The sequence below is a fragment of the Isoptericola halotolerans genome, assembly GCF_045689585.1.
GTDB classification, from domain to species: domain Bacteria; phylum Actinomycetota; class Actinomycetes; order Actinomycetales; family Cellulomonadaceae; genus Isoptericola; species Isoptericola halotolerans_B.
The window spans coordinates 2965589-2987117 of sequence record NZ_CP140108.1 but is presented as its reverse complement, the minus strand read 5'-3'; the positions used below and the strand labels follow the sequence as shown (position 1 = coordinate 2987117).

15 protein-coding genes are annotated in these 21529 nt (G+C 72.1%); 12 read left to right on the top strand and 3 right to left on the bottom strand.

The annotated features are described in order from the left end of the window. Positions 1-15 precede the first annotated feature (15 nt). On the top strand, positions 16-1116 hold the full coding sequence (locus UQW22_RS13920) for a glutamate--cysteine ligase (protein WP_407317659.1): 1101 nt from the start codon (positions 16-18) through the stop codon (positions 1114-1116). 61 nt (positions 1117-1177) lie between these two features. Here UQW22_RS13920 and dxs read toward each other — a convergent pair whose 3' ends face one another. Continuing rightward, positions 1178-3067 carry a 1-deoxy-D-xylulose-5-phosphate synthase gene (gene dxs, locus UQW22_RS13915; RefSeq protein ID WP_407317657.1) on the bottom strand — a complete coding sequence of 630 codons (1890 nt, stop codon included), beginning with the start codon at positions 3065-3067 and terminating at the stop codon, positions 1178-1180. Positions 3068-3150: 83 nt separating this feature from the next. Here dxs and UQW22_RS13910 point away from each other — a divergent pair, with 83 nt between their 5' ends. The 6 genes from UQW22_RS13910 (at position 3151) to UQW22_RS13885 (ending at position 8456) form a co-directional block, all read left to right on the top strand. After that, positions 3151-4608 (top strand): GuaB1 family IMP dehydrogenase-related protein, encoded by a 1458-nt coding sequence (locus tag UQW22_RS13910; RefSeq protein ID WP_407317656.1) that lies wholly within the window; start codon positions 3151-3153, stop codon positions 4606-4608. A gap of 4 nt (positions 4609-4612) precedes the next feature. Beyond that, positions 4613-5305, top strand: coding sequence for an NUDIX hydrolase (locus tag UQW22_RS13905; RefSeq protein WP_407317655.1), 693 nt, complete (start codon positions 4613-4615; stop codon positions 5303-5305). Then, positions 5277-6215, top strand: a complete 939-nt coding sequence (locus UQW22_RS13900) for an aminoglycoside phosphotransferase family protein (protein WP_407317654.1) — start codon at positions 5277-5279, stop codon at positions 6213-6215. The genes UQW22_RS13905 and UQW22_RS13900 overlap by 29 nt, the downstream gene beginning before the upstream one ends. A 17-nt stretch (positions 6216-6232) precedes the next feature. Next, the gene (locus UQW22_RS13895) at positions 6233-6664 is read left to right on the top strand and encodes a DUF1801 domain-containing protein (protein ID WP_407317653.1); all 432 of its coding nucleotides are present in this window, start codon (positions 6233-6235) and stop codon (positions 6662-6664) included. Positions 6665-6732: 68 nt separating this feature from the next. Further along, positions 6733-7107, top strand: a complete 375-nt coding sequence (locus UQW22_RS13890) for a PadR family transcriptional regulator (RefSeq protein WP_407317651.1) — start codon at positions 6733-6735, stop codon at positions 7105-7107. Beyond that, positions 7107-8456, top strand: a complete 1350-nt coding sequence (locus UQW22_RS13885; protein WP_407317650.1) for a permease prefix domain 1-containing protein — start codon at positions 7107-7109, stop codon at positions 8454-8456. Before UQW22_RS13890 ends, UQW22_RS13885 begins: the two co-directional genes overlap by 1 nt. Positions 8457-8478: 22 nt before the next feature. Here UQW22_RS13885 and UQW22_RS13880 read toward each other — a convergent pair whose 3' ends face one another. Beyond that, positions 8479-9129, bottom strand: a complete 651-nt coding sequence (locus UQW22_RS13880) for a TetR/AcrR family transcriptional regulator (RefSeq protein ID WP_407317649.1) — start codon at positions 9127-9129, stop codon at positions 8479-8481. Positions 9130-9206: 77 nt separating this feature from the next. On the opposite strand from UQW22_RS13880, the gene UQW22_RS13875 reads away from it, so the two are divergent. The 5 genes from UQW22_RS13875 to UQW22_RS13855 all read left to right on the top strand — a co-directional run bounded on the left by UQW22_RS13875 (position 9207) and on the right by UQW22_RS13855 (position 18403). Beyond that, entirely contained in the window at positions 9207-10106 is a 900-nt protein-coding gene (locus tag UQW22_RS13875; protein ID WP_407317648.1) for an alpha/beta fold hydrolase, read from the top strand. A gap of 173 nt (positions 10107-10279) precedes the next feature. Next, positions 10280-11188, top strand: coding sequence for a sugar phosphate isomerase/epimerase family protein (locus tag UQW22_RS13870; RefSeq protein ID WP_407317647.1), 909 nt, complete (start codon positions 10280-10282; stop codon positions 11186-11188). Positions 11189-11243: 55 nt separating this feature from the next. Further along, positions 11244-12251 carry a multicopper oxidase domain-containing protein gene (locus UQW22_RS13865; protein WP_407317646.1) on the top strand — a complete coding sequence of 336 codons (1008 nt, stop codon included), beginning with the start codon at positions 11244-11246 and terminating at the stop codon, positions 12249-12251. Positions 12252-12411: 160 nt separating this feature from the next. Beyond that, complete coding sequence (locus UQW22_RS13860) at positions 12412-16380, top strand: ThuA domain-containing protein (protein WP_407317645.1); 3969 nt, start codon at positions 12412-12414, stop codon at positions 16378-16380. Between the two features lie 97 nt (positions 16381-16477). Next, positions 16478-18403, top strand: a complete 1926-nt coding sequence (locus UQW22_RS13855; RefSeq protein ID WP_407317643.1) for an OmpL47-type beta-barrel domain-containing protein — start codon at positions 16478-16480, stop codon at positions 18401-18403. 72 nt (positions 18404-18475) lie between these two features. On the opposite strand, the gene acnA is transcribed toward UQW22_RS13855, so the two are convergent. Then, positions 18476-21232: an aconitate hydratase AcnA gene (gene acnA, locus UQW22_RS13850; RefSeq protein ID WP_407317641.1), complete on the bottom strand. Its 2757-nt coding sequence runs from the start codon at positions 21230-21232 to the stop codon at positions 18476-18478. Positions 21233-21529 lie beyond the last annotated feature (297 nt).

Below are 21529 nucleotides of genomic sequence, written 5' to 3'. Positions count from 1 at the left end.
CACCATGATGCCGACATGACGAAGCCGCGCACCATGGGTGTCGAGGAAGAGTTCTTGCTGGTCGGCCCGGACGGGTCCCCCGTCGCCAAGGCCGCCGCGGCGTTGGAGGCGGCCGGGCACTCGGTCAAGGGCGGCGGGACGGGTGCCCTCGAGCCGGAGTTCATGGAGGAGCAGATCGAGACCGCCACCCATCCCCGCTCGTCCCTCGCCGAGCTGGCCGACGAGATCCGGGCGGGGCGCGCGCGGGCGCAGGCGGCCGCGGACCGCGTCGACGCACGCGCCGTCGCCCTGGCCACGTCACCGGTGCCGTTCACCGGCACGACGGTCTCGCGGCTGCGCTACCAGCAGGCGCGACGGGTCTTCGGGATGACGGCGCGCGAGCAGCTCACCAGCGGGTGCCACGTGCACGTCGCCGTGGACGACGACGAGGAGGGTGTCGCCGTCGTCGACCGGATCGGTCCCTGGCTCGCCACGGTGATGGCGCTGAGCACCAACTCCCCGTTCTGGCAGGGCGAGGACACCGACTACGCCAGCTTCCGCTCCCAGGTCTGGACCCGCTGGCCGACGGCGGGGCCGACCCGACGGTTCGGCACGCCCGAGGGGTACCACGCAGCGGTCGCGGCGCTCGTCGCCACGGACACCGTGCTGGACCAGAACATGGTGTTCTTCGACGCCCGCCTCTCCCCGCGCTACCCGACGGTGGAGGTCCGCGTCATGGACGTCTGCCTCGACCCGGACACGACGACGCTCCTCGCCGCGCTCGTGCGCGGTCTGGTCGAGACGGCGGCCCGCGAGGCGGCGGACGGTCGCGAGGCGCCGGACCACGGCGTCGAGCTGTTGCGGACCGCGGCCTGGCGTGCGGGCCGTTCCGGCCTCGCCGGCGACCTCGTCTCCCCGCTCACGTGGCGCCCGGCGCCGGCGCACGACGTCGTCGGCCAGCTCGTCGCCCACGTGCGGGACGCCCTCGCCGACACCGACGACCTGCAGGTCGTCACGGACCTGCTCGGGAAGCTGTGGTCGACGGGTGGTGGCGCGGCCCAGCAGCGCGCGTGGTTCGCCGAGACGGGCGACCTGCACGGCGTCGTCGAGCGGGCGACGGACCTCACCCACACCTGAGGGCGCCGGGCGGCGCTCCTCCAGGCCGCACGGTCCCGCGCGAGCTCAGGCCTGCGCAGGCTCAGTCCTGCGCGAGCGCGGCCAGCGCGTCGCGCACGGTGTCCTCGGCGCGCAGCCGCTGTGCCGTGACGATCTGGTCCCGGTTGGCGTGGTCGAGGAACTCGACCGGCAGCCCGCGGTGCACGAACGGTGTGCGCACCCCGTGCTCGGCGGCACGCTGGGCGAGCATCGCACCGATCCCACCGTCGACCACGCCGTCCTCGACGGTGACGACCAGGTCATGCTCGCCCGCCATCTTGACCAGGCGCTCGGGGACCGGCAGCACCCACGTCGGCGCGACGACGTCGACCTCGAGCCCGTGCGCGGCGAGCGACTCCCCCGCCGCGAGCGCCGAGCCGACCATCGAGCCCACCCCGACGACGAGCACCTTGCGGCCCGCGGGCGCGCCGGAACCCGGGGTGTGGCGCGCGACGACGTCGACGCCCTCGAGCTCCTCGACGGCCTCGATCGGGTCGCCGAGCGCTCCCTTGGGGTAGCGCACGACGGTCGGGGCGTCGTCGACGTCGACGGCGGTGCGCAGCGCCGAGCGCATGGTCGCCTCGTCGCGGGGCGCGGCCAGCCGCAGGCCCGGCACGATGCGCAGCATCGCCATGTCCCACATGCCGTTGTGGCTCGCGCCGTCGTCACCGGTGATGCCGGCTCGGTCGAGGACGAACGTCACACCCGCCTTGTGCAGGGCGGCGTCCATGAGCACCTGGTCGAAGGCGCGGTTGAGGAAGGTGGCGTAGACCGCGACCACGGGGTGCAGCCCGGCGAACGCCATGCCCGCGGCGGAGGTGACGGCGTGCTGCTCGGCGATGCCGACGTCGAACGTCCGCTCGGGGAACTCCTCGGCGAAGGGCGCCAGGCCCACCGGGTGCAGCATCGCGGCCGTCAGGCACACGACGTCGCTGCGACGCCGGCCGATCTCGACGATCTCGTCGGCGAACACCTGCGTCCAGCCGAAGCGCGACGGCGCCACGGGCAGGCCCGTCTCGGGGTGGATCTTGCCCACGGCGTGGAAGCGGTCGGCGACGTCCTCCTCGGCCGGGGTGTAGCCCCGCCCCTTCTCGGTCATGACGTGCACGATCACGGGCCCGCCGAACGCCTTGGCGCGACGCAGCGCCGCCTCCGTGGCCGCGGTGTCGTGACCGTCGACCGGGCCGATGTACTTCAGGCCGAGGTCCTCGAACATGCCCTGCGGCGCGACGACGTCCTTGAGGCCCTTCTTCAGACCGTGCAGCCACTCGTAGGCGAACCGGCCGGGCGCGCCGGTGCGGTGCAGGGTGCGCTTGCCCCAGCCGAGGAACGCCTCGTACCCGCGGGTGACCCGCAGGGTGTCCAGGTGGTTGGCGACGCCGCCGATGGTCGGCGAGTAGGAGCGCCCGTTGTCGTTGACGACGATCACGAGGCGGCGGTCGGCGTCCGCGGCGATGTTGTTGATGGCCTCCCACGCCATGCCGCCGGTCAGGGCGCCGTCACCGATGACGGCGACCACGTGCCGGTCGAGGCGCCCGGTGACGGCGTTAGCCTTGGCGATCCCGTCGGCCCAGGACAGCGCCGTCGAGGCGTGCGAGTTCTCCACGACGTCGTGCTCGGACTCGGCGCGGCTCGGGTAGCCGGACAGCCCGTCACGCTTGCGCAGCGCCGTGAAGTCCTGGCGGCCGGTCAGGAGCTTGTGCACGTAGGACTGGTGGCCGGTGTCGAAGACGAAGGTGTCCCGCGGCGAGGCGAAGGCCCGGTGCATCGCGATGGTCAGCTCGACCACACCGAGGTTCGGGCCGAGGTGCCCGCCGGTGCGCGAGACGTTCTCCACGAGGAAGTCGCGGATCTCGGTCGCGAGCTGCCGCGTCTGGGCGGGGCTCAACCGACGCACGTCCGCGGGCGTCCCGATCGTGCTCAGCAGCCCCATGCGTTCCTCCCACTGGTCATCAGGACACTCTATCGCCGCGACGGTGACGCTCCTGTGCACGTCGTGGGCGGTAGATTCGAAGGGTGCGCTTCCTCGACGGCCAACGGCCCACCACCGACCTGACCTACGGCGACGTCTTCATGGTCCCGTCGCGCTCCGACGTGACGAGCCGGTTCGACGTCGACCTGTCCACCGACGACGGCACGGGGACCACCATCCCCCTCGTGGTCGCCAACATGACCGCCGTGTCCGGGCGCCGCATGTCCGAGACGGTGGCGCGGCGCGGCGGGATCGCGATCCTGCCGCAGGACGTCCCCGTCGAGGTGGTGGCCGACGTCGTGGCGGACACCAAGTCGAAGGACCCGGTGATCGAGACGCCGGTGACGGTGGCTCCGACCGAGACGGTGGCGACCGTCCTGAGCCTGCTCGGCAAGCGGTCGCACGGCGCCGCCGTGGTGGTGGACGACGGCCGGCCCGTCGGTGTCGTCACGGAGGCGGACTGCCTGGCCGTCGACCGGTTCGCCCGCGTCGCCACGCTCGTCGCGGACGACCTCGTGACGCTCGACGCCGCGCAGGTCGAGTCCGACGGCCTCGAGGCGACCTTCGAGCGGCTGCACGCCGCCAAGGTCCGGCTCGCGCCGGTCGTGCGCGACGGCGTCCTGGTGGGCGTGCTGACCCGCAAGGGAGCGGTGCGCTCCACGGTGTACTCCCCCGCCCTCGACGCGCAGGGTCGCCTGCGGGTCGGTGCCGCCGTCGGGATCAACGGCGACGTGGCGGCCAAGACGCGTGAGGTGCTCGCCGCCGGCGTCGACGTGCTCGTGGTCGACACCGCGCACGGTCACCAGGACAAGATGCTCGCCGCGCTGCGCGAGGTGACCGCCGTGCGGGCCGACTTCCCGCACGTCCCCGTCGTGGCCGGCAACGTCGTCACGGCCGGCGGGGTGCGCGACCTCGTCGAGGCGGGCGCCGACATCCTCAAGGTGGGCGTGGGCCCGGGCGCGATGTGCACCACCCGGATGCAGACCGCCGTCGGGCGCCCCCAGTTCTCCGCGGTCCTCGAGTGCGCCGAGGCGGCACGCGGGCTCGGCAAGCACGTCTGGGCCGACGGCGGGGTGCGCCACCCGCGCGACGTCGCGCTCGCGCTGGCCGCCGGCGCGTCGCAGGTGATGATCGGCTCCTGGTTCGCCGGGACGTACGAGTCGCCCGGCGACCTCCACGAGGACGGCTCCGGGCGGCAGTACAAGGAATCGTTCGGGATGGCCTCGGCGCGCGCCGTGGCCGCACGCACCGCGGGTGCGGGCACGGCGTTCGGACGGGCTCGCAAGGCCCTGTACGAGGAGGGCATCTCGACCGGGAAGATGTACCTCGACCCGGAGCGGCCGGGCGTGGAGGACCTGCTCGACGAGATCACCTCGGGGCTGCGCTCGAGCTGCACGTACGCGGGAGCCCGCACGCTGCCCGAGTTCGCCGAGCGCGCCGTGGTGGGCGTGCAGTCGGCCGCCGGGTACGCCGAGGGCATGCCGCTGGCCACCTCCTGGTGACCTCGTGAGCGCCCCCACCGCGCGCGAGCAGCTCGCCGCGCTGGCCGCCGGCGGGTCCTTCGCCGGACCCTGGCGTCATGCCCGGGGCGAGATCGACCTGGCGGCCGCCCGCCCGGCCGCCGTGCTGGTCCTGTTCGGCGTGCTCGACGCCCTCGCGGCCGACCACGACGCCCAGGCCCTGGCCGTGCACCGCGACCTGGACGTCCTGCTGCTGGCCCGGGCGGCGACGCTGCGCTCGCACGCGGGTCAGGTGGCGTTCCCCGGCGGTCGCGTCGAGCCGGACGAGGGGGTCGTCGAGGCGGCGCTGCGCGAGGCGACCGAGGAGACCGGGGTGGACACCGCGGGCGTCGAGGTGCTCGGCACGCTGGAGTCCCTGCCGATGCCGGTGAGCAACCACGTCGTCACCCCGGTGCTCGCCTGGTGGGCGCGGCAGTCCGCCGTCGGCGTCGTCGACCCGGGCGAGTCCGCCCACGTCTTCCGCGCGCCGGTGGCCGACCTGCTGGACGCCTCGAACCGGGTGGCCACGGTGCTGCGCCGGGGCGGGCGCGAGTGGCGCGGGCCGGGATTCCTGGTGGACGACGGCGACGCGGAGCACCTCGTCTGGGGGTTCACGGCGGGCATCCTCGACGCGCTGTTCGACCACCTCGGCTGGACCGAGGACTGGGACCGTGCCCGCGAGCTGGAGCTCGACCCGTGAGCACGCCGTGAGGGCCGATCTGGACGTCACCGTCGACCTGGTACGCGGCCTGCTCGCCGAGCAGCACCCGGACCTGGCGGACCGGACGCTGCGCGTCGCGGCCAACGGCTGGGACAACGTCATGCTGCGGCTCGGGGACGACCTGGCCGTGCGCGTGCCGCGCCGCGAGATCGCGGCGCACCTCGTCGAGCACGAGCAGCAGTGGCTGCCCGTGCTGGCGCCGCGGCTGCCGGTCGCGGTGCCCGTCGCCGTCCGGGTCGGCCGCCCGAGCCCGACCCTGCGCTACCCCTGGTCGTGGTCGGTGGTGCCGTGGACCGCCGGGGTCCGCGCGACGGACGTGCCGGTCGAGCGGCGGCGCCGGATCGCCCGACCGCTCGCCGCCTTCCACCGCGCGCTCCATGTCCCCGCACCGTCGGGCGCGCCGGTCAACCCCTTCCGCAGCGCTCCGCTGCCGACCCGTGGGACGGCACTACGTGGCCGCGTCGAGCGCGGCATCGTGCCCGACGGCGAGCAGGTGCTCTCGCTGTGGGCCCGGCTGGTCGAGGCGCCCGCCTGGCACGGACCGCCGCTGTGGATCCACGGAGACCCGCACCCGGGCAATCTCGTGCTGGCGGACGACGACGCAGGCTCGGGGCGCGGCGGGCTGGCCGCCGTCGTCGACTTCGGCGACATGACGGCCGGCGACCCTGCCACAGACCTGGCCGCCGCCTGGCTCGTCCTCGACGCGGCGGGCCGGGAGGCCTACCGCGACACGCTCGCGGACCGGTACCCGCCGGGTGACCCGGTGTGGGTCCGCGCCCGCGGCTGGGCGCTGAGCATGTCGACGTCGATGCTGGAGTCCGGTCTGGAGAACGCCTGGGTGTACCGCATGGGCGAGGAGTCGCTGGTCCGGGTGCTCGCCGACACCTGACGGCGCAGACTGGGCGGATGACCGGCCCTCAGGTACCGAAGGACGTCCGCGAGCTCGTCGACGCCGTCGAGCACCCGGTCCGGCGCCGCGACGCCGAGACCCTCCTGGGGCTCATGTCCCGCGCGACCGGGCAGGCTCCGCACCGCGACGGGAGCATCATCGGCTTCGGGCGGTACCACTACGAGTACGCCTCGGGCCGCTCCGGGGACGCGGTCGCCGCAGGGTTCGCGCCCCGCAAGGCCCGCACGGTGGTCTACCTCATGGACGGCATCGAAGCCCACCGGGCGGACCTCGACCGGCTGGGTCCGCGCCAGCACGGGGTGGGCTGCCTCTACCTCAAGGATCTCGAGCAGGTCGACCTGGCCGTGCTGGAGCGCATCGTCGCGGACTCCTACCGCACCCTGACGGCCGGCACCTACGGCCTGCGCGCCCGGGAGGGCGGAACCTGACGCACCGTGGCTTGCCATCCCTAGATCTGCGAGGGTTTAATGCCTAGCAGATCTAGGGATGGAGACCCGTGCACATCGACAAGGACCTCGTCGCAGCCTCCGCGACACCGCTCGTGCTCGGCATCCTCGCCGACGGCGAGTCCTACGGGTACGCGATCGCCAAGCGCGTCGCCGACCTCTCCGATGGTCACATGGAGTGGACGGACGGGATGCTGTACCCCCTGCTGCACCGCCTGGAGCGCAACGGACTCATCGAGGCGAGCTGGGGCCGGTCCCCCGCGGGACGCCGGCGCAAGCACTACGCGATCACCCCCGCCGGCCGCGAGGCTCTCGCCGAACGACGCGCACAGTGGGAGGTCGTCAGCGACGCGCTGACCCAGGCGTGGCAAGCCGTCGCACGCCCGCTGCCGGGCGGCCCCGCCGCCGCGGGAGGCCTCGCCTGATGGACACCACCACCAGCCTCGAGACCCAGATCGCCCGCTGGCGCGACTACGTCCACCGGCACCGCGCCATCGCCCCGGCGGACGTGGACGAGATGGAGGACCACCTGCGCGAGCGGGTCGCCGACCTCGCGGCCACCGACCTCGACGACGACGAGGCGTTCCCCGTCGCCGTCAAGCGCCTCGGCCGCCTGGACTCCGTCTCGCGAGAGTTCGCCCGCGAGCACTCCGAGCGGCTGTGGAAGCAGCTCGTGCTCGTGCCGGACGCCACGGACGGCGACGGCTCGGCGACCGGGCGCCGCGAGCTCCTCGTCGTGCTCACGCTCGCCGTCGGCGCCGGGGTGGCGGTCAAGCTCGGCGCGACCTTCTGGGACGAGACGGTGCTGATGCGCAACGTCGGGCTGCTCGTCGCGCCGTTCCTGGCCGGATACCTCGCCCGGAAGCGACGGCTGACCGGACCCTCGCTGGCCGCGCTGGCCGCGGCGTTCGCCGGGCTCGGCGTCGTGCTCAACGTCTACCCGTTCGAGACCTCCGGCTCGACCGTCGTGCTGGCCACGGTGCACGCACCGGTCGTGCTGTGGGCGCTCGTCGGCCTGGCCTACGTGGGCGGACGCTGGCGTTCCGCCCACCGTCGCATGGACTTCGTCCGCTTCACCGGCGAGCTGGGGATCTACCTCGTGCTCATCGCGCTCGGCAGCGGGGTGCTCGTCGGGCTGACCTTCGGGTTGCTCGGGCTGGGCGGGGTGGACCTCGAGCCGACCCTGGAGCGATGGCTCCTGCCGTTCGGCATGCCCGGGGCCCTCCTGGTGGCCGCGTGGCTCGTCGAGGCGAAGCAGGAGGTCGTGGAGAACATCGCGCCCGTGCTGACGCGGATCTTCACCCCGCTGACCACCGTGATGCTGGTGGTGTCGTTCGTCGTCCTCGCCTCGGCCGGCGGGCTGACCACCGTCGACCGGGAGCTGCTCATCCTCCTGGACGCGGTGCTGATCCTCGTGCTCGCGCTGCTGCTGTACTCGATCTCGGCGCGCGACCCCCTGACCCGGGCCGGCCTCTTCGACGGGCTGCAGCTCGCGTTGGTGACCGCCGCGCTCGCCGTCGACGCGGTCGCCCTGACGGCGATGCTCACCCGCATCGCGGAGTTCGGCGCCAGCCCCAACAAGATCGCGGCACTCGGGCTGAACCTGCTCCTGCTGGTGCACCTGGTGCGCACCGGCTGGTTGCTGGTCGGGTTCTGCCGCAGACGGCGGGGCTTCGGCGCCCTGGAGGCGTGGCAGACCGACTACCTCCCGGTCTACGCGGCCTGGGCCGCGGTCGTCGTGGTCGCCTTCCCCCCGGTGTTCGGGTTCGCCTGAGCGCGCCCGGCCCCCCTGCTCCTCAGACGAGCAGGGCGGGGTCGGCCTCCCGCGCGACCAGCACGGCGCGGATCGCCGTGCTCGCCCGGTCGTACACCGCGTCGTCGGCGAACAGCAGGGAACGGTCGTTGGCGGCGCCCAGCAGGGCGTTGACCTCGAAGGCGACCTGGACGGCGTCGGTCCCCGCGGCGAGCTGACCGGTCGTCGTGGCGAGGCGGGCATGGTGGGCCAGGTAGCCGTCCCACTGCTCCTGCACCGCCACGACGGCGTCCCGGACCGGGCCGGGGTCACGCCCGTCGAGCTCGACCTCGGCCGCACGGAAGAAGCAGCCGCCGGCGAACACGCGGGAGCGCGAGTAGGAGGTCCAGGACCCGACGAGCGCCCACAACCGGGGCAGCCCGGCGTCGGCGACACGCGCCGGGACCACCACCTCGTCGACGAACACGCTCCGCGCATGGTCGATCACCGCGAGCTGCAACCCCTCCTTGGAGCCGAACAGCCCGGCGATCCCGCTCTTGTTGACCGGAGCCGCGGCGGCGAGGGATCCGAAGGTCAGGCCCGCGAGCCCCTCGACGGACGCGACCTGCACGGCCTGGTCGAGGACAGCCCGGCGAGATCGGTCCCCCCGGGCGCGGCGGCCGTCGGGAGCTGCGAGCCGGTCGATCGACGTCATGGCACTGATCGTACGACCGTTCGCACGATGATACTGTGCGAACGGTCGTATAGTTATCGCCGAGCCCGGAGGTCCCCGTGCCCCTCGTCCCCCGCCCCGTCCGTGCCGGCTTCCGGGTGCTGGGCACCCTCGCCCCGCCGCTCGCCGTCGAGCTCGCCGTCCTCGCCATGCGGCGCGTCGGCCCGCCCGCCCGCATCCGACCTGCCGACCAAGCGGTGCACGACGCCGCGCGCCGCGACGTCGTCCGCGTGGACGGCGAGCGCGTCGCCACCTACGCCTGGGGCTCGCCCTCCGCTCCCCCGGTGCTCCTCGCCCACGGCTGGCAGCTGCGCGCCTCCCGCTTCGCCCGCCTGGCCGAGGCGCTCGAGGCCGCCGGCCTGCAACCGGTGGCCTTCGACGGCGTCGCGCACGGCGACTCCACCGGCAGGCGCACCCAGGCGGTCCAGCACGCCGCCGCCCTGCGAGCCGTGCAGGAACGCACCGGCCCGGCGATCGCCGTCGTCGGGCACTCCCTCGGCGCGACGGCCGCCGGCCTCGCGCTGCGGGACGGCCTGGCGGCCGACCGGTTCGTCTCCGTCGCCGCTCCGACCGGCTTCGACTCCGTCATCGGCTCGTTCGTCCGGCAGTCCGGGCTGCCGTCGCGCCTGCACGACCGGCTGGCCTCCCGTGCCGGGAGCGTGATGTTCCGCGGGGTGACGGACCCGCGGACGAACCTCGACCTGACGCGGCACCCGGTGCCCGCCCACGTGCCCACCCTCTTCGTGCAGAGCACGCCTGACTCGATGAACGACCCCGACAACGCCCGGCTGCTGCACGCCGCGCACCCCGGCAGCGAGCTGCTGCTCGTCGACGGGCTCGGCCACAACCGTCTGCTGGACGACCCGGGGGTCCTGACGGCCGTCGTCGACCACGTCACGACGAACGTTCCGACGATCGACCCGGCGCGCAGCTCCACGGGGGCCGAAACCGCGCGATAGGCGCCTCTACCCGCCCTCCCCATCACCAAAGATGCTGCTCACCACGCATCTTTTGGTTGACAGTCGACAGAAGTGCTCTTAGTGTCGCAGTCGTGCCGTGGCGTGCGTCACCGCCACCCTGCACCGCACCGCCAACGCCGACGGTGCGTCGCACGCGCGAAGGGAAGACGACGATGTCGAAGGAACCCTCTGTCCGCCGCAGGCTCCGTCCGGCCGCCACCACGGCCGCCGGGCTGGCGCTCGCCCTCTCGGCGGCGGGCAGTGCTGTGGCGGCCCCGCCGGACGACGCGGGACGCACGGTGCCGGCCAGCAAGATCTCCATCCAGATGTTCAGCCTCATCCCCTGGGTCGCGCAGGACGGGCTCGACTCCGTCCTCGGCGAGCTGGCCGACATGGGCTACCAGAACATCGAGCCCTTCGGCGGCAACTTCGCGGGATACACCGCCGAGGAGTTCCGCGCGCTGGTCAAGAAGCACGGGCTGAAGGTCTCGGCGTCGCACAACAGCACGAACGAGGCCACCTGGGACGAGACGCTGGCCTACTCCAAGACCATCGGCCAGCACTACGTCGGCTCCGGCGGCTTCGCCTCGCCGGGCATCGGCAGCTACGAGGACACCCTCGCCACCGCCGCCACGCTGAACCGCCTCGGCGAGGCGGCCTCGAAGCAGGGGCTGCACAAGATCTTCGGGCACAACCACCAGCAGGAGTTCACGACCGTCTACACCGATCCCGTCACGGGCGAGGAGAAGTCGGCGTGGGAGATCATCGCCGACCGCACGGACCCGCGCTACGTCACCTTCGAGGTCGACGTCCTGTGGGCCTACGACGCCGGCGTCGACGTCGTCGAGCTCCTCGAGGAGTACGGCGACCGCATCGAGCTGCTCCACGTCAAGGACGGGTTCCTCAACGGCGACGCCCGGGCCACCTTCGCGGACGTCGGCGAGGGCGAGCTCGACTGGGAGCCGATCCTCGAGGCGGCTCACGGCAAGGTGCGGTACTACACCGTCGAGTACGACATCGCTCCGGACGGGCGTGAGTTCGCCCAGGACAGCTTCGAATACCTCAACAACCTGACCTACTGACCTCTCGGGCGGGCCGGGGTGCCCGGCTCGCCCGACGTCGTCGAACGGAGATCCGATGTCCCTCACAGACAGCGCTGTCAGCAGCCCGCAGGGCCTCTCCCGGCGCTCCATGCTCACCGCCGGTCTCGTCGCTCCCGCCGCGGCCGCCCTCACCGTCTCCGCCGGCGGAGCCGCCGAGGCCGCCCCGCGCTTCGGCGGCCCCCAGGGCGAGACCCGACGGATCACGATGTATGCCGAGGAGCTGCCCGGCGGCCAGTACGGCTACGGCCTGGCCCCCGGCGAAGCCTCCGTCCCGGGCCCGGTGCTCGAGATGTGGGAGGGCGACACCCTCGAGATCGAGCTGGTCAACACCACGGACCGGACCCTGTCGATCCACCCCCACGGGGTCAACTACACCGTCGAGTCCGACGGCAGCCCCATGAACGACTCGGCCACCGCGCCGGGCGAGAGCCGCACCTACACCTGGAGCACCCAGGCACCGTCCAAGGGGCCCGGCGGGCTCTGGATGCCCGGCAGCGCCGGCTACTGGCACTACCACGACCACGCGCTCGGCACGGCGCACGGTACCGAGGGCGTCCGCAAGGGCCTCTACGGCGCGCTCGTCGTGCGACGCAAGGGCGACGTGCTGCCGGACCGCCAGCACACGGTGGTCTTCAACGACATGACGATCAACAACCGGTCCGCGCCCGACGTCCCCGTCCTCGAGGCCAACCTGGGCGAACGCGTCGAGTTCATCGCCATCGGGCACGGCGACATGTACCACACGTTCCACGTTCACGCGCACCGCTGGGCGAACAACCGCACCGGCTACCTCGAGGGCCCGAAGGACCCCAGCCAGGTCATCGACAACCGCGACCTCAACCCGGGCGACTCGTTCGGCTTCCAGGTCGTCGCCGGAGCGGGAGTCGGCCCGGGCGCCTGGATGTACCACTGCCACGTCCAGTTCCACTCGGACGGCGGCATGGCCGGCGTGTTCCTCGTCCGCAACGCCGACGGCAGCATGCCTGACGGGGCGCAGGACGCGCTGGACCGCTACCACCAGCACGGCGGAGGAGGCCACTGAGAAGTCAGCAGACCGCGTCACCGGACGACGGCCGTCCCACGGCACGACCCGACGACGACCGTCGATCACGAGCAAAGGAGCAGTGATGGAACGGACTTCACGAGAGCGAACCCTCCACCGCGGGCCCACGACGGCCCTCCGCACACGCAGAGCGGTGGCCGTGACCGGCACCGCCGCCCTCCTGGTCGGGCTGACCGTCGTGCCCGGTACGGCCGCCTCGGCCCCGCCCTCCCCCGCACCTGCCGCGGAGGACACCGCCGCCCGGGCACAGCCCTCGGCACGGGCCGCAGGCCTCGACGCCGCCGGCACGATCACCTCGGACCTGCGGGTGCTCGTCCTCCACGGTGCGCCGGACGAACAGGTCGACCCCGTCGGGGTGGCCTCCGACGCGATCGGGGAGCTGGCCGGCGAGCACGGGTTCGACGTCGACGTGACGTCGGACCCCGCCGACTTCACCGTCGACAACCTCACCCGATACCGCGGCGTGGTGTTCCTGTCCGCCGAGGGCACCGAGCTCGACACCGACGCCGAAGCGGCGCTGCAGGCCTACGTCCAGGCCGGCGGCGGGTTCCTCGGCGTCCGCGACGGCGCTCGCGCCCAGGAACGGTCGCAGTGGTTCACCGGCCTCATCGGCACCCGACCGGTGGGCAACCTGCCGGACCCGGCAGACGTCGCCGGAGTCACCGCCAGCGCCGAGAACTCGCCCAACGAGGTCGCGGCCAACCTGGTCGACGGCGACTCGAGCACCAAGTGGCTGGCGTTCGAGCCGACCGCGCAGATCGACCTCGAGATGACCGAACCCGTCGAGGCGTCCCGCTACGCGCTCACCTCCGCGAACGACTTCGACGGACGCGACCCGCAGAGCTGGACCCTCCAGGGCTCCGACGACGGCGAGTCCTGGACCGACCTGGACACGCGCACCGGCGAGGACTTCTCCGACCGGTTCCTCACGCGCGACTTCGAGATCACCACCAACGGGACGTACGAGCACTACCGTCTCGACATCACCGAGAACGCCGGTGACGGGCTCACCCAGCTCGCCGAGCTCGAGATCTTCGACGCGGCCACCGAGACCGAGCCCGAGCCGGAGATCCCGGTGCAGGAGGCGACGGTCGAGCTGGTAGACCGACTGCACCCGGCCAACGACGGCCTGCCCCTGGAGCTGACCCGTTCGGACCGGTGGCTCAACTGGGCTCCGAACCCGGCCGGCGAGGTGCACACCGTGGCGCAGGTCCAGGAGTGGGACTACGAACCCGGTGACGGGGCCAACGGCGCCTTCCACCCGGTCTCGTGGTGCCACGACTACGACGGCGGCCGGTCGTTCTACACCGGCATGGGCGGCACCGCGGAGAGCTACGGCGAGGACGAGTTCCGCAGCCACCTGGCCGGCGCGCTGCTCTGGACCACGGGCGTCGTCCGCGGCGACTGCCAGGCGACGATCGGCTCGAACTACGAGGTCGAGCGCCTGACCGGGCAGAACGCCGACGGCGAGCTCGACCAGATCGGTGAGCCCCACGGGGTGACGGTCGCGCCCGACGGCGGTGTGTTCTACATCGGTCGCGGCGCGTGCCCGAGCGGCCCGATCGTGCCGTGGGAGGACCCCGACGTGGGCCTGGGCTGCGGCACCATCCACCGGTGGGACCCGGAGACGGAGGAGCCCACGCTGCTGACGACGCTCGACGTCATGGGCAACCGTGGCAGCGGCAGCGAGCTCGTCAAGAACGAGGAAGGCCTGCTGGGCCTGACGCTGGACCCCGAGTTCGACGACAACGGGTGGGTCTACGCCTTCTGGATGCCCCACGAGTCGATCGACCGCGAGCGCCGCGTCGGCGAGCGGACCGTCTCGCGGTTCACCTACGACGCCGGCGAGCAGACGATCGACCAGGCCACGCGCGTCGACCTGATGGCGTGGGAGACGCAGATCCACAGCTGCTGCCACGCGGGCGGCGGCATGGACTTCGACGACGAGGGCAACCTCTACATCGGTTCCGGCGACAACAACTCCTCTGGCGGGTCGAGCGGCTACTCCGGCAACAACTGGACGCAGGAGTTCGCCGGCATCTCGTTCCAGGACGCGCGCCGCACGTCGGGCAACACGAACGACTACAACGGCAAGATCCTGCGGATCCGCCCGGAGCCGGACGGGACGTACACGATCCCGGAGGGCAACCTCTTCCCGGAGGGCGAGTACCCGGCCGACAAGACCAAGCCGGAGATCTACGTGATGGGCGTGCGCAACATCTCGCGCCTGGCGTGGGACTCGCAGAACGACTGGCTCACGGCCGCCTGGGTGGGGCCGGACGCCTTCTCGCCGGACCCGGAGCTGGGACCGGCGAAGTACGAGACCGCCACGATCATCACGTCGGCCGGCAACCAGGGCTGGCCGTACTGCATGGGCAACCGGCAACCGTACCGTGACCGGAGCAACGAGGACGCGAGCGTCCTGACCGGCTGGTACGACTGCGACGACCCGCAGAACAACTCGCCGCGCAACACCGGTCTGGTCGACATCCCGCCGGTGCGCGACAACATGATCTGGTACTCCCCCAGCGGCGGCGGGCCGGTCTTCCCGATCGGTGACGACGGCATCCCGTCGTACGAGGAGGACGAGGCCACGTACACCCTGCCGTTCCTGCGGGGCGGCGGCCAGGCGGTCATGAACGGTCCGACCTACCACCGGTCCGAGGTGGACACCGACAGCGGGGTCGCCTGGCCGGAGCACTGGGACGGCAAGTGGTTCCTCGGCGACCAGTCGAACTCCAGCAACCGGATCGCTCTCACGGTCGACCCGGACACGGTGGACGAGGCCGGTCCCCCGGTCTTCGCGGAGGACCTGCGCCGGATCATCCCCGGAGGCGGGGCCGGCGACGAGGTGCAGAGCTGGATGGACGCGACGTTCGGTCCGGACGGTGCGCTGTACATGGTCGACTACGCGGGCGGGTTCTTCTCCCTGCACCCCAACCAGAAGCTGGTCCGGATCGGCTACACCGGCGGGCCGGCGACCCCGGTCCCCGCCGGGACGGCGACGAGCGTGCAGAGCGACCTCCTGACGGTCGCCTTCACGGGCAGCCGGTCGGGTGGCGTGTCCTACGAGTGGGACTTCGGTGACGGCAGCACGTCGACCGAGGCCGACCCGCGGCACACCTACGAGCGCGTCGGCAGCTACGCCGCCACGCTGACCGTGACCTACGCGGACGGCGAGACCACCACGGTGGACGTGCCGGTCGAGATCACCTGCGCGGTCCCGGACGACCGGGACACGGTGTGGTTCGGCGAGAGCGACTCGGGCGTGGCCAACCAGGACCTGGGTGGCTGCACGATCGCGGACCTGTTCCGTGACGAGGCCGAGTGGGACGACCACGGCGCGTTCGTGGAGCACGTGAACGACGTGGCGAACCAGCTCAAGTCCGACGGCGTGATCAGCGGCAAGGACAAGGGCGCGCTGACCCGCACCGCGGCGAAGTCGGACATCGGCAAGAAGGGCTCCACGGGGTACCGCTGGCTGTTCGACGGCACCGCTGCCTCGCTCGACGGCTGGCGGCAGGCACCGGGCGGCGACTTCGCGCTGCAGCCCGACGGGTCCCTGCGGTCCTCCGGCGGTCTCGGCATGTTCTGGTACGAGGCCGAGGAGTTCGGCGACTTCTCCGTGAAGCTGCAGTTCCGCGACGTCTCCGAGGGTGACCACTTCGCCAACAGCGGCGTGTTCACCCGCTTCCCGGACCCGCGGCAGCCGCGCGAGGAGCGCCCCGAGTGCGGGCAGCTCACCGACGCGGAGGCGTGGATCGCCATCTACTGCGGCCAGGAGATCCAGATCTACGACGGCCCCTCGGGGGAGCCGCAGAAGACCGGGTCGGTGTACAACTTCGACCCGGTCGGGCTCGAGGACGCCGGCGTCACCGAGAAGGGCGTGTGGAACGACTACGAGATCCGCGTGGTCGGCCAGCAGTACACGATCATCCGCAACGGCGTGGTGATCAACGAGTTCGACAACTCACCGGGGACGGAGTCGTCGCGGGCAGGTGACCCGCCGACCGACCTGCGTCAGTTCGCCAGCGGGTTCCTGGGCCTGCAGAACCACGGCGACGCGGACCTCATCGAGTTCCGCAGCATCCGGGTGATGGACCTGTAGGCCATCAGCCCGGGCCCGGTGCGGGAGGTCAGCCTCCCGCACCGGGCCGTGCCCGGCGGTCACGCGCCGCCGCCTCCCGACCGACGAAGGAGAACCGATGAACCCCCCAGATCTCGCCCGAGAGCGACGCCCCGGCCGCGCGGCCGGCCGGCGTGGCCGCCTCCTCGCGGGCGCAGCCACCGGCGCGCTCGTCGCGATGACGCTCGTGCCCGGCTCCGCCACCGCTGCCGAGAACAGCGCCGCGACGGCGGCGCCGGAGCGCTCCGCCACCCAGCAGTCGACGCAGCAGTCGACGCAGTTGGCCGACCAGCTCGCCGAGCAGGTCCTGACCTTCACCGCGAACAACAGCGTCACCGAGTACTCGTCCGCGCCCGCGACGGCGACGGCGGGTACGGCCACGATCGTCTTCGACAACAGCCTCGACGCAGGCAACACGATCGGCATGAGCCACACGCTGACGTTCGACACCACGACGCCCGGGTACAACCACGACGTCTCCCTGGACATCCTCGCCAACCCGTTCGACGCGAACGGCGGACGGCACGAGGCCGAGGTCACCCTGACGCCCGGCACGTACCGGTACTTCTGCGCGATCCCGGGCCACGGCACCATGGTCGGTGAGCTCGTGGTCACCGGCGGCGGTGACGAGGACACGACGGCGCCCACCGTGACCGCGGACGTCACCGGTGAGCAGGACGTCGACGGCGGCTACATCGAGTCGGCGATGGTGGCCCTGGCCGCCGAGGACGCCGGGTCGGGCGTCGCCTCCGTCGAGTACGACCTCGACGGCGCCGGCTGGACCGACTACACGGCACCGTTCGACGTCACCACGACCGGCGAGCACACCGTGGCCTACCGCGCCACCGACGAGGCCGGCAACACCTCCGAAGCCGGCTCGGCCACCTTCACGGTGGTCGAGGCGACCGCCGAGGACACGGTCCCGCCGGTGGTGACGCCGCAGGTCGTCGGGGAACCCGACGGTGACGGCGGGTACGTCGGCTCCGCGACCGTGACCCTCGCGGCCACCGACGACGCCTCCGGCGTGGAGTCCGTCGAGTACGACCTCGACGGCGCCGGGTACGTCGACTACACCGAGCCCGTCGTGCTGTCCGAGCCCGGCATGCACATGCTGAGCTACCGGGCGACCGACGGCGCCGGGAACACGTCGCAGTCGCAGATGCTGCACGTCACCGTCGTCGCCCCGGACACCACGGCACCGACGGTCACGGCCGAGGTCACCGGCGAGCAGGACGCCGACGGCGCCTACCTCGGCTCGGCGGCGGTCACGCTCACCGCCACGGACGAGGAGTCCGGCGTGGAGTCGGTCGAGTACGACCTCGACGGCGCCGGCTGGACCACGTACGACGCCCCGGTGGTCCTCGACCAGGTGGGTGAGCACACGCTCGGCTACCGTGCCACCGACGCGGCCGGCAACACCTCGGAGGCGGGCACCGTGTCGGTCACCGTCGTCGAGGACGACGAGCCGACGGACACCACTCCCCCGGAGGTCTCGGCCGAGGCCACCGGCGAGCAGGACGCCGACGGCGCCTACCTCGGCTCCGCGACCGTGACGGTCACCGCCACCGACGACGACTCCGGCGTCGCCACCGTGGAGTACGCGCTCGACGACGAGGCCTTCGCGACGTACGAGTCCCCCGTGACCGTCAGCGACCCGGGCTCGCACACGGTGCGGTTCCGGGCCGTGGACACGGCTGGCAACACGTCGGACGAGGGCGCGGTGTCGTTCCTGGTCGCTCGCGACGGCACGGACGCGTGCCCCGCGTCCGACGAGCGGCCGACCGTCGTCGTCGGCGACATCGTCACCCAGGTGGCGAACGTCGACGTCGGCAACGGCTGCACCATCAACGACCTCATCGACTCCGAGGCCGACTACGCGAACCACGGCGCGTTCGTGACGCACGTCCGCGAGACCGCCGACGACCTCGTCGCCGACGGCCACGTGGCCAAGAAGGACCGGTCCGAGCTGATCCGCTCGGCCGCACGGTCCGACGTCGGCAAGTAGACCCTCCCGGTACGACGGCGCCCCGCCGCTCCTCGAGGGAGCGACGGGGCGCCGTCGGCGTTGCGTGGGTCCTCAGCCGTTGACGAGGTCGCGCAGCACGTACTGCAGGATGCCGCCGTTGCGGTAGTAGTCCGCCTCGCCGGGGGTGTCGATCCGGACGACGGCGTCGAACTCGACGGTCGTCCCGTCGCCCTTGGTCGCCGTGACGGCGACGGTCTCCGGCGTCGTGCCCTCGTTCAGGGCCGTGACACCGCTGATGTCGAAGGTCTCGGTGCCGTCGAGCCCGAGCGACTCCGCCGACTCACCGGCCGGGAACTGCAGCGGCAGCACTCCCATGCCGATGAGGTTCGACCGGTGGATGCGCTCGAACGACTCGGTGATGACGGCCCGGACACCCAGGAGCGCCGTACCCTTGGCGGCCCAGTCGCGCGACGAGCCGGAGCCGTACTCCTTGCCACCGAGCACCACGAGCGGGGTGCCCTGCGCCGCGTAGTCCTGCGCGGCGTCGTAGATGGTGTCCTGCTCGCCGGAGACGAAGTTGTAGGTGAAGCCACCCTCGACGCCGTCCAGCAGCTGGTTCTTCAGGCGGATGTTCGCGAACGTCCCCCGGATCATGACCTCGTGGTTCCCGCGGCGCGAGCCGTAGGAGTTGAAGTCGCGGCGCCCGACGCCGTGCTCCGCCAGGTACTTCCCGGCCGGGCTGTCCGGCTTGATCGCACCGGCCGGGGAGATGTGGTCGGTGGTGACCGAGTCGCCCAGCTTGGCCAGCACGCGAGCACCCGCGATGTCCGCGACCGGCTCCGGCTGCGCGCCCATGCCCTCGAAGTACGGGGGCTTGCGCACGTAGGTGGACTCGGTGTCCCAGGCGAACGTGTCGCCCTCGGGGGTGTCGAGCGCGCGCCAGCGGTCGTCGCCGGCGAACACGTCCGCGTAGTCCTTGGTGAACATGTCGCGGCTGATCGACGTCGCGATGGTCTTCTCGACCTCGTCCGGCGTCGGCCAGATGTCGCGCAGGAAGATCGGCTTGCCGTCCTCGTCGCGCCCCAGCGGGTCGGCGTCGAAGTCGAACTCCATGGTCCCGGCCAGGGCGTACGCGATGACCAGCGGCGGCGAGGCCAGGTAGTTCATCTTGACGTCCGGGTTGATCCGGCCCTCGAAGTTGCGGTTCCCGGACAGCACGGACACGACGGCGAGGTCGTTCTCCTGGACCGCCTCGGAAATCTTCTCGTCCAGCGGGCCGGAGTTGCCGATGCAGGTGGCGCAGCCGTAACCGACCAGGTGGAAGCCGAGCTTCTCCAGGTACGGCCACATGCCGGCCTTCTCGTAGTAGTTGGTCACGACCTGCGAGCCCGGGGCCATCGACGTCTTGACCCACGGCTTGGCCTCGAGGCCGGCCTCGACGGCCTTCTTGGCCAGCAGCGCCGCGGCGAGCATGACCGACGGGTTCGAGGTGTTGGTGCAGCTCGTGATCGAGGCGATCGCGACGGCACCGTGGAAGAGGTCGAACTCCTTGCCCTCCGAGTCGGTGACCGGCACCGTGCGGCGCACCTGGCTGTGCGTGGAGGGCGAGTCGGAAGCCGGGAAGGACTCCTTCTCCGCCTCGTCCACCGAGTCGATGACGTCCGAGGCGTAGTTCGGCAGGTCACGCGCGAACGCCGACTTCGCGTTCGACAGCTCGATGCGGTCCTGGGGGCGCTTCGGACCGGCGATGGAGGGCACGACCGTCGACAGGTCGAGCTCCATGTACTCCGAGAACGTCGGCTCGACGTAGTCGGACGACGACGGGTCCAGCCAGAGACCCTGCTCCTTGGCGTAGGCCTCGACGAGCGCGAGCTGCTCCTCGGAACGGCCGGTGAGGCGCAGGTAGTCGACCGTGACCTCGTCGATCGGGAAGATCGCCGCCGTCGAGCCGAACTCCGGCGACATGTTGCCGATGGTCGCGCGGTTGGCCAGCGGGACCTGACCGACGCCCGAGCCGTAGAACTCGACGAACTTGCCGACCACACCGTGCTGGCGCAGCATCTGGGTGATCGTCAGCACGACGTCGGTGGCGGTGACGCCGGCGGGGATCTCGCCGGTGAGCTTGAAGCCGACGACGCGCGGGATGAGCATCGACACGGGCTGGCCGAGCATGGCCGCCTCGGCCTCGATGCCGCCGACGCCCCAGCCGAGCACGCCCAGGCCGTTGACCATCGTGGTGTGCGAGTCGGTGCCGACGCAGGTGTCGGGGTACGCGCGGAGCACCCCGTCGACCTCGCGCGTCATGACCGTGCGTGCCAGGTACTCGATGTTGACCTGGTGGACGATGCCGGTGCCGGGCGGGACGACCTTGAAGTCGTCGAACGCCGTCTGGCCCCAGCGCAGGAACTGGTAGCGCTCGTGGTTGCGCTGGTACTCGAACTCGACGTTGCGCTCGAAGGCGTCGGCGCGGCCGGCGACGTCGATCTGCACGGAGTGGTCGATGACCATCTCGGCCGGGGCCAGCGGGTTGATGCGGGTCGGGTCGCCGCCGAGCTCGGCGACGGCCTCGCGCATGGTGGCCAGGTCCACGACGCAGGGCACACCGGTGAAGTCCTGCATGATCACACGGGCCGGCGTGAACTGGATCTCGGTGCTGGGCTGGGCGTCGGGGTCCCACCCGGCCAGCGCGCGCACGTGGTCGGCGGTGATGTTGGCGCCGTCCTCCGTGCGCAGGAGGTTCTCGGCGAGGATCTTCAGCGCGTACGGGAGGCGCTCGAGCCCCTCGACGGCCGACAGCCGGAAGATCTCGTACGAGCTCCCCGCGACGTCCAGGGTTCCCTTCGATCCGAATGTGTCCACGCTGCTCACTGCGGCTCCTTCTACGGGGGCTCTCCGGCGCGGGCACCGATCGTGCCGATGGTTCCGACGCCGTGCTTTCGGGGGCTCCACCCAGCGTACGCACAGGCCGCCGGGCTGCACCCAGCATAACCCATATATCTTGACGTCAAGATACTTAGGGGCGCCTCACCGGGCAGCACGCCGGGTGCACGGCGGGTGCACGGCGGGGAACCACGCCGGGAACACCGTGCCGCCGCCGAGCGTTGTCACCGCGCCCACCACCCACGGAAGGACCCGGATGCCCACGACGCTCCTGCCCCTCACCAC